The organism is Arthrobacter paludis, from assembly GCF_056782315.1.
In genome coordinates, this window is the sequence record NZ_JBXAEW010000023.1 from 47,817 (window position 1) to 61,814 (window position 13,998).

The 13,998-nt window shown below is 75.7% G+C and carries 10 protein-coding genes; 6 read left to right on the forward strand and 4 right to left on the reverse strand.

Annotated features, from left to right (window positions below; genetic code table 11):
• Positions 1–22 precede the first annotated feature (22 nt).
• From AC1Q5D_RS16485 to AC1Q5D_RS16495, 3 genes are read right to left on the reverse strand one after another with little or no spacing between them, the layout of a single operon-like run.
• A complete protein-coding gene (locus AC1Q5D_RS16485; protein ID WP_481739542.1) occupies positions 23–2,512 on the reverse strand; it encodes a transglutaminase TgpA family protein in 2,490 nt (829 codons plus the stop codon).
• Positions 2,509–3,840 carry a DUF58 domain-containing protein gene (locus tag AC1Q5D_RS16490; RefSeq protein WP_481739543.1) on the reverse strand — a complete coding sequence of 444 codons (1,332 nt, stop codon included), beginning with the start codon at positions 3,838–3,840 and terminating at the stop codon, positions 2,509–2,511. Before AC1Q5D_RS16490 ends, AC1Q5D_RS16485 begins: the two co-directional genes overlap by 4 nt.
• Before the next feature lie 8 nt (positions 3,841–3,848).
• A complete protein-coding gene (locus AC1Q5D_RS16495; RefSeq protein ID WP_481739544.1) occupies positions 3,849–4,829 on the reverse strand; it encodes an AAA family ATPase in 981 nt (326 codons plus the stop codon).
• A 138-nt stretch (positions 4,830–4,967) separates the two neighbouring features.
• Here AC1Q5D_RS16495 and AC1Q5D_RS16500 point away from each other — a divergent pair, with 138 nt between their 5' ends.
• The 6 genes from AC1Q5D_RS16500 (at position 4,968) to AC1Q5D_RS16525 (ending at position 12,447) form a co-directional block, all read left to right on the forward strand.
• Positions 4,968–5,906, forward strand: coding sequence for a TatD family hydrolase (locus AC1Q5D_RS16500; protein ID WP_481739545.1), 939 nt, complete (start codon positions 4,968–4,970; stop codon positions 5,904–5,906).
• A 418-nt stretch (positions 5,907–6,324) separates the two neighbouring features.
• Entirely contained in the window at positions 6,325–7,515 is a 1,191-nt protein-coding gene (locus tag AC1Q5D_RS16505) for a transglycosylase family protein (RefSeq protein ID WP_481739546.1), read from the forward strand.
• A gap of 69 nt (positions 7,516–7,584) precedes the next feature.
• Positions 7,585–8,517: a 16S rRNA (adenine(1518)-N(6)/adenine(1519)-N(6))-dimethyltransferase RsmA gene (gene rsmA / locus AC1Q5D_RS16510; protein ID WP_481739547.1), complete on the forward strand. Its 933-nt coding sequence runs from the start codon at positions 7,585–7,587 to the stop codon at positions 8,515–8,517.
• Positions 8,517–9,437: a 4-(cytidine 5'-diphospho)-2-C-methyl-D-erythritol kinase gene (locus AC1Q5D_RS16515; protein WP_481739548.1), complete on the forward strand. Its 921-nt coding sequence runs from the start codon at positions 8,517–8,519 to the stop codon at positions 9,435–9,437. Before rsmA ends, AC1Q5D_RS16515 begins: the two co-directional genes overlap by 1 nt.
• Positions 9,438–9,504: 67 nt before the next feature.
• Positions 9,505–11,331, forward strand: a complete 1,827-nt coding sequence (locus tag AC1Q5D_RS16520; protein WP_481739549.1) for an ABC-F family ATP-binding cassette domain-containing protein — start codon at positions 9,505–9,507, stop codon at positions 11,329–11,331.
• Between the two features lie 144 nt (positions 11,332–11,475).
• The gene (locus tag AC1Q5D_RS16525; protein ID WP_481739550.1) at positions 11,476–12,447 is read left to right on the forward strand and encodes a helix-turn-helix domain-containing protein; all 972 of its coding nucleotides are present in this window, start codon (positions 11,476–11,478) and stop codon (positions 12,445–12,447) included.
• Between the two features lie 16 nt (positions 12,448–12,463).
• Here AC1Q5D_RS16525 and AC1Q5D_RS16530 read toward each other — a convergent pair whose 3' ends face one another.
• Positions 12,464–13,705, reverse strand: coding sequence for an IS110 family RNA-guided transposase (locus AC1Q5D_RS16530; protein WP_481737057.1), 1,242 nt, complete (start codon positions 13,703–13,705; stop codon positions 12,464–12,466).
• Positions 13,706–13,998 lie beyond the last annotated feature (293 nt).

Genomic DNA, 13,998 nt, shown 5'->3' on the forward strand with positions numbered 1-13,998 from the left:
GCGGCGGGCCGGCCCCCGGCCGTTAACGCCGGAACACCGAGGCCGGCCATCCGGCGGCCCGTGCCCGCGCGGACGGCGTCGCGGCGGCCGAGAGCGCGAGCGCGCTGTCCCGCAGGGCCCCGGCGAGGGCCGCGCCGGTCCCCGCGGACGCCCGCTGCCCGGCTCCGGCCACGGCGACCCCGGGGGCGCCCCGCGGACCGGGACCGGGTCCCCAGGACGCGGTGCCCGGCCGCGCGTAGCTGACCCGCTCGTAGGCGCCCGCGACCCGCTCGAGGGCCTCGCGGGCCGCGGGGGCGTGCGCGGCCAGGCGCAGGGCGAACGCGCGCGGGGACTCCCCGGGCCGCGGCGGCAGGCCGTAGTCCGTGCCGAGGGCGACCAGCTCGGCCCACGCGGCGCGGGCGGCGGCCGGCCAGTCGCGCTCCCGGGCCGGCCCGTCCGCGGCGCGCACGGCGCGCAGGCGCCGGAACCCGGCGGCCCGGCGCGCGGCCCAGGGAAACAGCGCCAGCGCTGCCGCGGCGGCCGCGCCCCACCAGCCCGGGACGCCGGGCCCCGGCTCGTCCGGGCGCGCGGTCCCGGCCGCCGGGTCGGCGTCCGTCTCCGCGTCGGCCGAGGCCCCCGCCCCGGGGGTGGCCGCCGGCAGGGACGGCCCGGCGTCGTCGGGCGGCACCTCCGCGACGATCGGCTCCGGGGCGTACGCCGGCGTCGCGCCGCGCCCGGGCGTCGGTTCGAAGGGCACCCAGCCGATGCCCTCGAAGTGCAGCTCCGGCCACGCGTGGGCGTTGCGGGGCCCCACCGCGAACCCCTCCAGGACCGTCCCGCCGGGCCCTTCCACGGTGGTGCCGTCGGGGCGGCCGGGGGCGTACCCGACCACGACCCGGCTCGGGATGCCCAGGGTGCGCGCCATCAGGGCCATGGCGGACGCGTAGTGCGTGCAGTAGCCGGACCTCGCCTCGAGGAACGCCTCCACGACGGCGATGCCGTTGCCGTCGTAGCCCTGCTCGAGGGGGGTCTGCTCCGAGTACACGAAGCCGGGGCCGCGCAGGTGGTTCTGCAGGGCCACGGCGCGGTCGAAGTCCGAGACCGCACCCGCCGCCCCGATCGCGGCGGCGGCCGTGCGCACGACCTGCTCCGGCACCTGGTCGGGCAGCGCCAGATACTGCGACCGGGGCCGGTCGCGGCGCCGGTCCGCGACCCGGTCCGCGGCCCGCAGCAGCCGCGGCGTCAGCTCCGGAACCCGCGCCGCGACGACGTAGTCCCGGCCGCCGGAGGTGGACGGCCCGCCGGGCAGCAGGACCGTGCCCGTCTCGGAGAACCAGCGCCACCCCGGCCCGGCCCCGAGCAGGGACTCCGCGCCCCGGGGGACCGGCAGCCAGGTGCCGCGGTAGTTGCCGGTCGTGATGCGGGTGGTGCTCGTGCGGAAGGCGCCGGCGAGCCAGTCCCCGGTGCCGCGGGGCAGCGCGTCCGGGCTCGCGGGCTGGTGGAGCCGCACGGTGGTCGGCTCCCAGCGCGGCTCGTCCAGGTTCCCGATGACCGCCGTCCGCAGGTAGAGCGGTTCCGCCGCGTCGGTGTAGTAGCGGACCGTGGTCAGGCCGACGGGGTTGCGCAGGTCGTTGCCGAGCGTCAGGACGGGGTTGACGCCGCTTGGCTGGCCCCACAGGTAGAGCTTGCGCCCCTCGGGCAGCAGCCCGGAGGTGAAGCCGGGGACCGCGGGCGGGATGGCCAGCATCGCCACGAGCGCGACGGCGGCGACGGCGGCCGCCTGCCGCGCGGCGCCGCGCCGGAGCCGGAACCCGGCGGGGCCGCCCGGGACGGCGGACGCGTCGGCTCCCGCGCCGCGGGGACCGGCCCCGGCGCCGTCCGGGTCCCGGGCGCCCGTGCCGGCGGCGCCCGCGGGCCCCGCCGCGGCCAGCAGCGCCAGGAACGCGAGGCCCGTGGCGGCAATCGGGGCCATGCCGGCGCCCTCCGGCTTGATGAGCGCGGCCCCGGCCAGCAGGGTCCCCAGCGGCAGCGCCGCCGCGACCGGCAGGCGCAGCCCGAAGGCGAGCACGTCCACGGCCAGGGCCGTGCCTCCGGCCGCGACCGCGGCCAGGAACACGACGGGCGGCTCCGCGAGCACGGGGACCGTCTCGGTCAGGACCGTCTCCCGGGCGGCGGCGACGAGTTCCGCCGCCGCGGCGGGCGTCTCCGGGCCGGGGACCAGACCGAACAGCGCCGACGCGGACAGGAACTGGAGCGTGACCACCAGGGCGAGGCAGGCCAGGCCCGCCAGGGCGGCCGGTACCTCCGGCCCGGCGCGCCAGACGCCCCGCCGCGCCGGCCCCCGCGGCCGTCCCCGCCCGGCCCAGGCGGCCCGGACCAGGGCCGGGCCGGCCAGCGTGCCGACGACGGTGACCGTGCACTGCTGCAGCCACAAGAGTCCCTCGAACACGCCGTACAGCGCGGACACCGCGGCCACGGCCGCGGAGGACGCGGCGGCCAGCGGCCACCACGCGGCGGACGCGGCCCCACTCATGGCCCGGCCGACGGCTCGCCCAGCCCGGCCCACACCTCCCCGAGCGGCGCGCCGGGGTCGGCGGACGCGGCGGCCCAGCCCGCCCGGCGGAAGACCGCCAGGGCGGGGGAGCAGGCGCCCGGCCGGTGTGAGCACAGCAGCGCGGCGGCGCGGCGGCGCGGCCCGACCGCCCCGGTCCAGGCCCGCGCCCCGGCCGCGTCGAGGTGCCCGGAGAGCAGCAGCACCGGGTGGTGGCCGGCCGGCGGATGGACGGCCCCGGGGTCGTCCTGGCCCTCCTCCCCGGGGCGGAGGGCCCCGGGGCCCGCGTGCGGGGCGCCCGCCAGCGCGAGGGCCGCGAGCGCCAGCCGGAGCTGGTCGGCCCCGTCCTGGCCGGCGAACAGCGCCCGCGCCCGGTCCGGGGCGCTGGGGGAGGCGGCGGCCAACGGCGCTCCGGCCTGGTCCAGGACCTCGACCGCGTAGCCGGCCCGGACCAGGTGCTGTCCCAGGGACGCGGCGGCGGAGACCACCCAGTCGAAGCAGGGGGTCGTGGCCCCCGGGCGGCCCGTGAACGCCGGCACCTCGGCCACCGCGTCCCGGCCGGGGACGGCGCCCGCGTAGGGCGCGGCCCGGCGGTCCACGACGAGCGTGGCCCGCGGCGTGGACTGGTACTCCTCCTGGCGCACCATGAGCTGCGCGTGCCGGGCGGTGGCGCCCCAGTGGACCCGGCGCAGGGGGTCGCCGCTGCGGTATTCCCGCGTGGCGACGTCGTCCGTGTCCGGGACCCAGGCCCGGTGCGCGTGCGCCTGCCCCTGCAGGCCGTTCTCCCCCAGCACGGCGTTCGGCACCAGGCGCTCCACGGGCGGCAGCACCGCCAGCGGGGAGGCCCGGTCCACCGCGACCGGGCGCGTCGCGAGCCCGAACGGGTCCGTGGCCACCGCCGTGGCGGGCCCGATCGCGTACAGGCCGCGGCGGGTCGGACGGAGCCGGTAGCGCAGGACGCCGCCGTCGGGCCCGGCCTCGAACGGGGCCGGGGCGCCGAAGCGCGGCGGCAGCCGCTCGGTGAGCCGCACCGCCCCGTGGGCGCCGCCGGGGCGGTCGGGGCCGACGCGCAGCGTGACCGTGGTCGTCCGCCCGGCGGCCACGGGCTCGGGGGAGAAGGCGCGCTCCACGCGCAGCCGCGACGGGCCGAGGCGCAGGGCGACGGCGGCGGCCGCCGGCGCGGCCGCCAGGAAGAGCGCCACCGCCAGCATCTCCCGCCTGCCGAGCACCCACGCCAGGGCCACCAGGACCCCCGCCACCGCCAGGAGCGACCAGCCCCGGAGGGTGAGGACGTCCTGCGGGCGGGGCACGGCCGGGCCTAGCGGGGGGCGCCGGCGCCGGCCGGCACGCGGTCCAGCAGTTCCGCGACCGTGTCCGCGGCCGTGGTGCCCGCGGCCTCTGCCCGCCGGTGCAGCACCAGCCGGTGGGCCAGCACCACGCCCGCGAGCGCCGACACGTCGTCCGGCAGGACGTAGTCCCGGCCGTTCAGGGCGGCCTCCGCCTTCGCCGCGCGCAACAGCTGCAGCAGGGAGCGCGGACTGCACCCCAGGCGGACGTCCGGATGGGACCGGGAGGCCTGGCCCAGGGCCACGATGTAGCGCTTGACCGCCTCCGCCGCATATACGCCGGACACGGCCGCCATCAGCCCGGCCAGCTCCCGGGCGGTCGCCTGCGGGCGGACGGACTCCAGGGGGGAGACCGACTGGTGGGTCTCCAGCATGGCCAGTTCGGCGTCCGTGTCCGGGTAGCCCATCGACACGCGGGCCATGAACCGGTCCCGTTGGGCCTCCGGCAGCGGGTACGTCCCCTCGAGCTCGATCGGGTTCTGCGTCGCGACCACCATGAACGGGCGGGCGAGCCGGTGGGTCTGGCCGTCCACCGTCACCTGCTGCTCCTCCATGCATTCGAGCAGGGCGGACTGCGTCTTGGCGCTGGCGCGGTTGATCTCGTCGCCGATCACGAGGTTCGCGAAGACCGGCCCCGGCCGGAACTCGAACGCGCGCGTGTCCTGGTTGTACACGGACACGCCCGTGACGTCGGACGGGAGGAGGTCGGGCGTGAACTGGATGCGGCTGACCGTGCAGTCCACGGTGCGCGCGAGCGCCTTGGCCAGCAGCGTCTTGCCGACGCCGGGCACGTCCTCCAGCAGCAGGTGGCCCCCGGCCAGGAGGACCGTCAGGGCGGTGCGGGCCACGCCCTCCTTGCCGTCGACCACCGTGCAGACCTCGGCGAGGATCCGCGCGCACGCGTCCCCCAGGCCGCCGTCCGGCGGCGGGTGGTGCCCCCCAGCCTGCGCCATGCGTCCCCGCTTCCCTCGGCGCCGATCCTGCTGCACAGCCTAGCCCCATTCGGTGTGGCGCGGGACACTGCCCCGAGGCCCCGGCGGGGCCGCGCCGGTAGCCTTGGCTGCGGTTTCGATAGCGAGGGGAGGGGCCGCATGGCACCCGAGGAAGCACAGGCGCCGGCCGCCTACCGGCCGGCCGGCCACGGGCACGACGACGGCGCGGCGCGCCGGGAGCAGCACGAGGGCGGGCGCCGTCGCAACCTGTCCTACCCGCCGGCGCCCGAGCCGCTGGCCGTGCCCGTGTACGACAACCACACGCACCTGGACTTCCGCGACGGGCCGGTCAGCGTGGACGTGGCTGCGGCCCTGGACACCGCCAACGCCGTCGGCGTGGCCGGCGTGGTCCAGGTTGGGTGCGACGTCGAGTCCTCCCGGTTCGCGGTCGCGGCGGCCGAGCGGGACCCGCGCGTGCTCGCCGCCGTCGCCATCCACCCCAACGACGCCGCCGCACTCGCCGCCCGCGGCGGGCTGGACGCCGCCATCGAGGAGATCGGCCGGCTCGCCCCGCACCCGCGGGTCCGCGCCATCGGCGAGACCGGGCTGGACTACTTCCGCACCGGCGAGGAGGGCCGCCCCGCCCAGCGCGAGTCGTTCGCGCGGCACATCGCGCTCGCCGTCGAGCACGGCAAGGCGTTGCAGATCCACGACCGGGACGCGCACGACGACATCGTCGACGTGCTGCGGGGGGAGACGCTGCCGGAGCACGTGGTGTTCCACTGCTTCTCCGGCGACGCCGAGCTCGCCCGGATCTGCAACGAGCACGGCTGGCACCTCTCCTTCTCCGGGACGGTGACGTTCCGGAACTCGACGGCGCTGCGGGAGGCGCTCGGCGTGGCCGACCCGGACCTGGTCCTGGTCGAGACGGACGCCCCGTTCCTCACCCCGCACCCGTACCGCGGCCGCCCCAACGCCAGCTACCTCGTCCCGCACACGGTCCGGGCCATGGCCGCCCACCTGGGCGAGGACGTGGACGCCCTCTGCGCCCGGATCGCGGCGACGACCGAGCGCGTGTACGGTCCCTTCGCGCCGTGACCGGCGTGCGGCGCGCCGAGACTTTTCCGTGACCTTTGTCACGGACGCGCGGCCGCCGCGCCCGGCCGCGGAATCGCCGCGCTGACCAGTGCGGGGGCGCGCGAAGGCCGGTCCGGCCCGGCGGGCCGCGGGGTGCCCCTTCGGGCCCGCGGCGCGCCGAAAACGTGTCACCGGGTTGTCAACAGGTCACGGGATGGTTACGGTTTACTCTCAGTAGCCGGGATCGGGGAAGGTTTCCGGAGACTGCCACCGCTCGCACCATCCGCTTGGACGTTCCGTTCGTACGTCCAATCGCCCCGGGTGCGACGCGTCCTGTGCAGCGACGAAGCCAGCACGGGGGGACCCGCGTGCGACTCGTCGGGGCCACACCCCCTGTGCCAACGCCCCGTGCCTGGATCACCACGAAGTTTGGAATCCCGTGCAGAAAGCGCTCCGCAACCGCTGGGTCAAGACCGGCACCCAGGCCGTCGCCCTCTCCGCCCTCCTCGTGGGGCTCGTCTCCTTCGTCGGGGCGAACAAGACCGTCGCCCTGACCGTCGACGGCGAGACGCAGTCCGTCACCACGTTCGGCGGCACCGTCGCGGACGTCCTGGCGGCCGCCGACGTCGACGTCGACTCCCGAGACCGGGTCACCCCGGCCCTCGACTCCGCCGTCGCCGACGGCGCGAGCGTCGAGGTCAACACGTCCAAGACCGTCGACGTGTCCATCGACGGCGTCGACCGCGTCGTCCACACCACCGGGCTGACCGTCGAGGACATCCTCGAGCAGCTGAAGATCAACGGCTCGGCCGACGTCTCCGCCGGCCCGCAGATGGAGCTCGCCGCCCTGGGCAGCACCATCGAGATCATCACCCCCAAGACCGTCAAGCTCACCGCCGACGGCAAGACCCGCACCATCGAGAGCACCGTGACCACGGTCGCCGAGCTGCTCGAGGAGGCCAAGGTCACGCTGGACGGCGACGACCAGCTCTCCGCCAAGCGGTCCGCCCCGGTCACCGACGGCATGTCCCTCAAGGTCCTGCGCGTCGACTCCGAGACCCGCACCCGCACCGAGGCGATCGCCCACGGCAAGGACACCGTCGAGGACCCCGACCGCTACGAGGGCACCTCCGAGGTCGTCACCGAGGGCCGCGACGGCGAGCGCACCATCACCTACCGCGTCGTGTTCAAGGACGGGGAGCTCGTCTTCACCGAGCGGCTCTCCGCCGACGTGACCCGGGCGCCGGTCGACGAGAAGGTCGCCGTCGGCACGAAGGAAAAGCCTGAGCCCAAGCCGGAGCCCAAGCCCGAGCCCAAGCCGGAGCCGCGCCCCGAGCCCGAGGCCCCCGCCAGCTCCGGCGGCACCACCGCCTCCGCGAACGTCTCCGGGACCTGGGCCGCCCTGGCCGAGTGCGAGTCCGGCGGCAACTGGTCCATCAACACCGGCAACGGCTACTACGGCGGGCTGCAGTTCAGCCTCAGCAGCTGGCAGGCCGTGGGCGGCACGCAGTACGCGGCCTACCCGCACCAGGCCAGCCCGGCACAGCAGATCGCCGCGGCCGAGGTGCTGCGCTCCAACGGCGGCTGGGGCCACTGGCCCGCCTGCTCCGCCAAGCTCGGCCTGCGCTAGGCGCCACGCCACCCACCCGAAGGGCCCCGCCACGGCGGGGCCCTTCGCCGTCCCAGTAGGATGGAGCCCGTGACCGAAGACCCCCAGAGCCGGCCCGAGGCCGCACCGCCCCTGCTGGGCGCCGCCGACATCCGCCGCCTCGCCGACGAGCTGGACGTGCGGCCCACCAAGACGCTGGGGCAGAACTTCGTCATCGACGGGAACACGATCCGCCGCATCGTCGCCGCCGCCCGCCTGGCCCCGGACGAGACGGTCCTCGAGGTCGGGCCCGGGCTGGGGTCGCTGACGCTCGGGCTGCTGGACGCGGCCGCCCGCGTCGTCGCCGTCGAGATCGACCCGAAGCTGGCCGGCCGGCTGCCCCGCACCGCGGCGGAGTTCCGCCCCGACTCCGCGGACCGCCTCCACGTGGTGGGGGCCGACGCGCTGCGCATCACCGAGCTGCCGCACGAGCCCACCGCGCTCGTGGCGAACCTGCCCTACAACGTCGCCGTCCCCGTGGTCCTGCACCTCCTGGCCCGGTTCCCGTCCCTGCGCCACGGACTGGTCATGGTGCAGGAGGAGGTCGCGGACCGGCTCGCCGCCGCCCCCGGATCGAAGGTCTACGGGGTGCCCAGCGTCAAGGCCGCCTGGTACGGGACCATGCGCAAGGCCGGGACCATCGGCATGAACGTCTTCTGGCCGGCCCCGAAGATCCACTCCGGGCTCGTCGCGTTCGAACGGACGGCCCCGCCGGAGACCACCGCCGCCCGCGAGGACGTCTTCGCCGCCGTCGACGCCGCGTTCGCCCAGCGGCGCAAGACCCTGCGCGCCGCGCTCGCCGGCTGGGCCGGGGGAGCCGACGCCGCGGAGGCGGCGCTCCGGACCGCCGGCGTCGACCCCCGCACCCGCGGGGAGCGCCTGGCCATCGCGGACTTCGCGCGCATCGCCGAGGCCCGGTCCGCCGGGGCCGCCGGACCGGCACGCGGCGCCCGGCCCCGGTCCGTGCCGGAGGGGGACGCCTGATGGGCGCCACCGTCACGGCCCGGGCCCCGGGGAAGATCAACGTCCACTTCCGGGTCGGCCCGCCGCGCGAGGACGGCTACCACGACGTGGCGAGCCTCTACCTGGCGGTCTCCCTGTTCGAGGATGTCACCGCCACGGCCCGCGCCGACGCGGAATTCACCGTCGCCCTGGACCCGGCGTCCACGGCCGTCCCCGACGCGGACGGCTTCCCGCTCGGCGAGGACAACCTCGTCGTGCGGGCCGCCCGCCTGCTCGCCTCCCACACGGGCCACGGCGGCGGCGCCGACCTCGTCATCACCAAGCGCGTCCCGATCGCCGGCGGCATGGGCGGCGGGTCCGCCGACGCCGCCGCGGCCCTCGTGGCCTGCAACGCCGCCTGGGGCACCGGGCTGACCCGCGAGGAGCTGGGCCGGCTGGGGGCCCGGCTCGGCGCGGACGTCCCGTTCGCACTCTCCGGCGGCGCCGCCGTCGGGCTCGGCGTGGGGGACCGGCTTAGTCCGCTGCTGCTGCGCGAGCGCACCCACTGGGTCCTGGTCCCGGCCAGCTACGGGCTGTCCACCCCCGCCGTCTACCGCCGGCTCGACGAGCTGCGGGACGGGCGGGACGTGGCCGTCCCGGACCGGGTCGACCCCGACGTCGTCCACGCGCTGCTCGCCGCCGACCACTCGGCGCTGGCCGGGCTCGTCGCCAACGACCTCGCCCCGGCCGCCGTCGACCTCGCCCCGGAGTTGGCGCCGGTCATGCAGCTCGGGTTGGAGGCCGGCGCCCTGGCCGCCCTCGTCTCCGGCTCCGGGCCCACCATCGCGCTGCTGGCCTCCTCTGCGCAGCACGCCGCCGTCGTCGCCACCCAGGTCGGCGACGAGGCCGGGCTCGCCGCCCGCGCCGTCCACGGACCCGTGCACGGCGCCTCCATCCTCTGACCGCGCGCGGCCCCGGCCGCGCCACGCCCCACCGCGGCCCCGGCCGCCAACCCCGAGGAGGACCCCCGTGGCCCACCTGCTTGGAGCCGAGAACGTCTCCGTCGCCTTCGGCACCCGCACCGTCCTGGATTCCCTGTCCCTCGGCCTCGAGGAGGGGGACCGGATCGGGATGGTCGGGCGCAACGGCGACGGCAAGTCCACGCTGATGCGCCTCCTGGCCCAACGCTTCGAGCCCGACTCCGGCCGCGTCACGAAGCGTTCCGACGTGCGCGTGGGTTACCTGGACCAGCAGGACGTGTTGGACCACGGCCTCACCGTCGGGACCGCGATCGTCGGCGACGCGGCCGAACACGAGTGGGCCGCCGACCCGCGCATCCGGGACGTGATGGGCGGCCTGGTCTCCGGCGTCGAGTGGGACGCGACCCTGGGCAGCCTCTCCGGCGGGCAGCGCCGGCGCGTCGCCCTGGCCCGGCTCCTGGTGGCCGACCACGACGTCGTCATGCTCGACGAGCCGACCAACCACCTCGACGTCGAGGGCGTGGCCTGGCTGGCCGAGCACCTCAAGCGGCGCTGGCGCGCCAACGACGGCGGCCTGCTGGTCGTCACCCACGACCGCTGGTTCCTCGACGAGGTCTGCACGCGCACGTGGGAGGTCCACGACGGTACGGTCGACCCGTTCGATGGCGGCTACGCCGCCTACGTGCTCGCCCGCGCCGAGCGCGACCGGATGGCCGCGGTCGTCGAGAACAAGCGCCAGCAGCTGGTCAAGAAGGAGCTCGCCTGGCTGCGGCGCGGGGCCCCGGCCCGCACGTCCAAGCCCAAGTTCCGCATCGACGCGGCCAACGCGCTGATCGCCGACGAGCCCGCGCCGCGGGACACCGTGGCGCTGTCCAAGATGGCGACCGCGCGGCTCGGCAAGGACGTCCTGGACCTGGAGGACGTGTCCCTGGCCTACGACGGCGGCGCGCCGCTCTTCGACCGCATCACCCTGCGGCTCGCGCCCGGGGAGCGCGTCGGCGTCGTCGGCGTCAACGGCGCCGGCAAGTCCACGCTGCTGCGCCTGCTCAACGGCGAGGTGGAGCCCACCTCCGGGCGGCTGAAGCGGGGCAAGACGGTGCGCACCGCGATCCTCACCCAGGAGGTGCGCGAACTGGACGCGCTGGCGGACCGGCGCGTCATCGAGGTGATCAAGGAGGAGCGCAACGTCTTCGAGGTCGGCGGCAAGGAGCTCTCCGCCGGGCAACTGGTCGAACAGCTCGGCTTCACCCAGCAGAAGCAGTGGACGCCGGTGCGGGAGCTCTCCGGCGGCGAACGGCGCCGGCTCCAGCTGCTGCGGCTGCTGGTGGGGGAACCGAACGTGCTGATGCTCGACGAGCCCACCAACGACCTGGACACCGATACGCTCGCCGCCGTCGAGGACCTGCTGGACGGGTGGCCCGGGACGCTCGTGGTCGTCAGCCACGACAGGTACCTGCTCGAGCGCGTCACGGACCACCAGCTCGCGCTGCTCGGGGACGGGCGGATCCGCGACCTGCCGGGCGGCGTGGAGCAGTACCTGGAGCTGCGCGCCGCCGCCGGACAGGCGGCCACCCTGCCGGCGGGAAGCCCGGCGTCGGCCGGGGCGGGCGCGGCGTCGGCCGGCGCGCCGCCCGCCGTCGGGGCGGTCTCCGAAGGCGCCAAGCGTGAGGCCCGCAAGGACATGGGGCGCATCGAGCGCCAGATGTCCAAGCTCGCGGACCAGGAGGCCAAGGTCGAGGAGCAGATGGCGGCCGCCTCCGAGCGGCTCGAGCTCGACGAACTGGGCCGCCTGAACGCCCGGCGGCAGACGCTGCAGGCCGAGCTGGCCGCGCTGGAGACCGCCTGGCTGGAGGCGGCGGAAACCGCGGGCGACTAACGCCGGCTCAAGGTTCGCCAAATTGTCGTGAAAGGTCCCCGGCGGTGCTGGCGCCCGCCGGACGAATCGCGGCATGATGTTCCCGTCAAGCCAATCGCTTGACCGTCTCTGGGGAGGGACGTTGGGGGGATTCTTGGGGGAATCATGCGCGCGAACACGCATACCGTCCGACGCACGTGCATCACTGTCGCCACCGACCACATGGTCGTCGACGGCACCGTCCGGCCACTGCCGCCGCCCTCGGTGCTGGGCTTCGCCGCGCCGCGCAGCCACGCATGGGGCATGCGGGTGCAGGGCATCGTCCTGGGCCAGACCCGGCTCATGGACTGCGAGGTCCGGCCCGGCCGGGTCGCCATGGGCGAGGAACCCGCAGGCGGCAGGGTCTCGCTGATGGTCGTCCGGCAGGGCACGATGGAGGTCGCGCTGCCCGACGGCACGCGCCACCGCATCGGCCCGGGCCAGGCCTGGTACCGGCGCGAGGGGGCGCCGTGCGTGGTCCAGTGGAACACGCCCATGCGGATCGTCGAGGCCGCCGTGCCCGCCGACCAGCTGGTGGAGCTCGGGGTCGGCCCCGGCGCCCCCGTGGGCACCGTCGCCGTCGAGCCGTCGCTGCTGGCGCCCGTGGCCGGGTTCCTCCACGCGGCGATCCAGGTGCGGCCCGGCAGCACGCCGCTCTCCGGCTACTTCCTCGAGCGGCTCACGCTCGAGATGGTCAGTGCCGTGATGCTCTCCGGGCGCGGCGCCGACGGGGGGCCGCGCAGGGAGCCCGGGCTCTACGAGCGGGCGCTGACGCTCATGACGGCGCGGCGCGGCGACGCGGGGCTGACGCCGGAAAGCCTCGCGGCCGAGATCAACGTGTCGCTGCGCCAGCTGCAGCGGGAGTTCCAGGTGCGCGGACAGACGGTCGCCGCGACGCTGCGGCGGCTGCGGGTCGAGCTCGCCGTGCAGCTGCTCGAGGATCCGGCCTGCCGCGCGCTGGCCGTGGAGGACATCGCCGGCTACGCGGGCTTCAGCTCCGGGCACCTGCTGCGCCGCGGGCTCGAGGCCTTCGGGCACCCGCGCCCGGCGGAGATCCGCCGGCGGTCGCTGGAGCCCGCGGTGGCCGCGGCGTCCTAGTACGAAAGTAGGTGGGTCATGCTGCGACGGTGGGGCTGAGGGTGACGTTGTAGCCGAGGGCCTTCAGGTGCCTGATCGCGTTGTTCTTGGCCCTGGCGGGATCCATCCTGGTGAGGGAGTCCGATCCGGGGTCTTGGTAGCACTCGCCTTGGGCGAGCATGTGCCAGGCGGCCTCGAGGATGGCGTGCTCGGTCGCGACGAGGGCCTTGGTCCGGCCGCGGCGGGCGGCGATCCGCTTGTAGCGGGCGCCGAGGTAGGTGTTTTTGGGGTGTCGGGCGATCGAGAGCGCGGCGGTGCCGAGGGCGCCCTTGAGGTAGCGGTTCCCGGGCCGGGTCTTGCTGGACTTGACCCGTCCGGCGGATTCGTTGTGGCCTGGGACGAGCCCGGCCCAGGAGCAGAGCCGGCCCGGGGTCTGGAAGCGGCTCATGTCGGCCCCGGTTTCCGCGACGACGGTGTCGGCGACGGTGGTGGAGACCCCGGGGATGGTGGCGAGGAAGTCCCTCGCGGCGCGAAAGGGGGACATCGCCTCCTCGATGCGGGCGGTGAGCTGGTCGATCCATTCCGTCATCGAATCGATCCGCTCCAGGTGCATCCGGCAGATGAACGCGTGGTGGTCCGTGAAGCGGCCGGTGAGGGCCTCGACGAGTTCGGGGAGCCGCCGGCGAAGGGTGCCCCGGGCCAGGTCCGCCAGGACCTGCGGGTCGCGTTCGCCGGCGACGAGCGCCTCGAGCATCGCGCGGGCCGAGACCCCGGTCAGCTCCGAGGCGGTCGAGGAGAGCTTGATTCCGGTGGACTCGAGGAACTTCTCCAGCCTGTGGATCTCCCGGGTGCGGTCCTGGGTCGCCAGCGTCCGTGCCCGGGTCAGGTCCCGCAGCTGCCGGACCGGCTCGGGCGGGACGAAGCAGGCGCGCAGCAGCCCGTGCGCGCCGAGCTGGGCCAGCCATGCGGCGTCGGAGACATCCGTTTTGCGGCCCGGGATGTTCCGGGCGGCCTTGGCGTTGACCAGCATCACCGGCAGCACGTCCTCGAAGAGGTAGTAGAAGGGCTTCCAGTAGTCGCTGGTCGCCTCCATCACCACCGTCGTGACCCGCTCGGCCAGCAGCATCTCGCGCAGGGCCAGGATCTCGTTCGTGGTCGCTCCCCAGGTGGTGACTGTGGTGGTGAAGGTCCCGGGCCGTTTGCCCGGGGCGCGGATGGCGACCTTCGCGTCGCGCTTGGAGATGTCGATCCCCGCGGACCTCTCGTGGATCAAATCCATGATGGCGAACCTCCCCTGACAGCAGTGGTCTTCGGTTGTGCGCCTGCCGTGGAGAGGGCTGTTGGGATTCAGGAATCTAGTACTCGTGCTCGAGGCAACAATCCACGGTGCCCGTGGGGGCCCTCCGCGCCACGCTAGCCCACGGGCCAAACCGATGCACCAAGGACGGACCGGCGTCACCGCGGCAGACACCACCATCATCGGTCCCAAACCGGCCCCGGCGATACGCCACGGGCGAGCCGAACCGGAACTTTCGACCGCCACGGCGCGCAGCGGCGCTGGCTCGCTAGCCC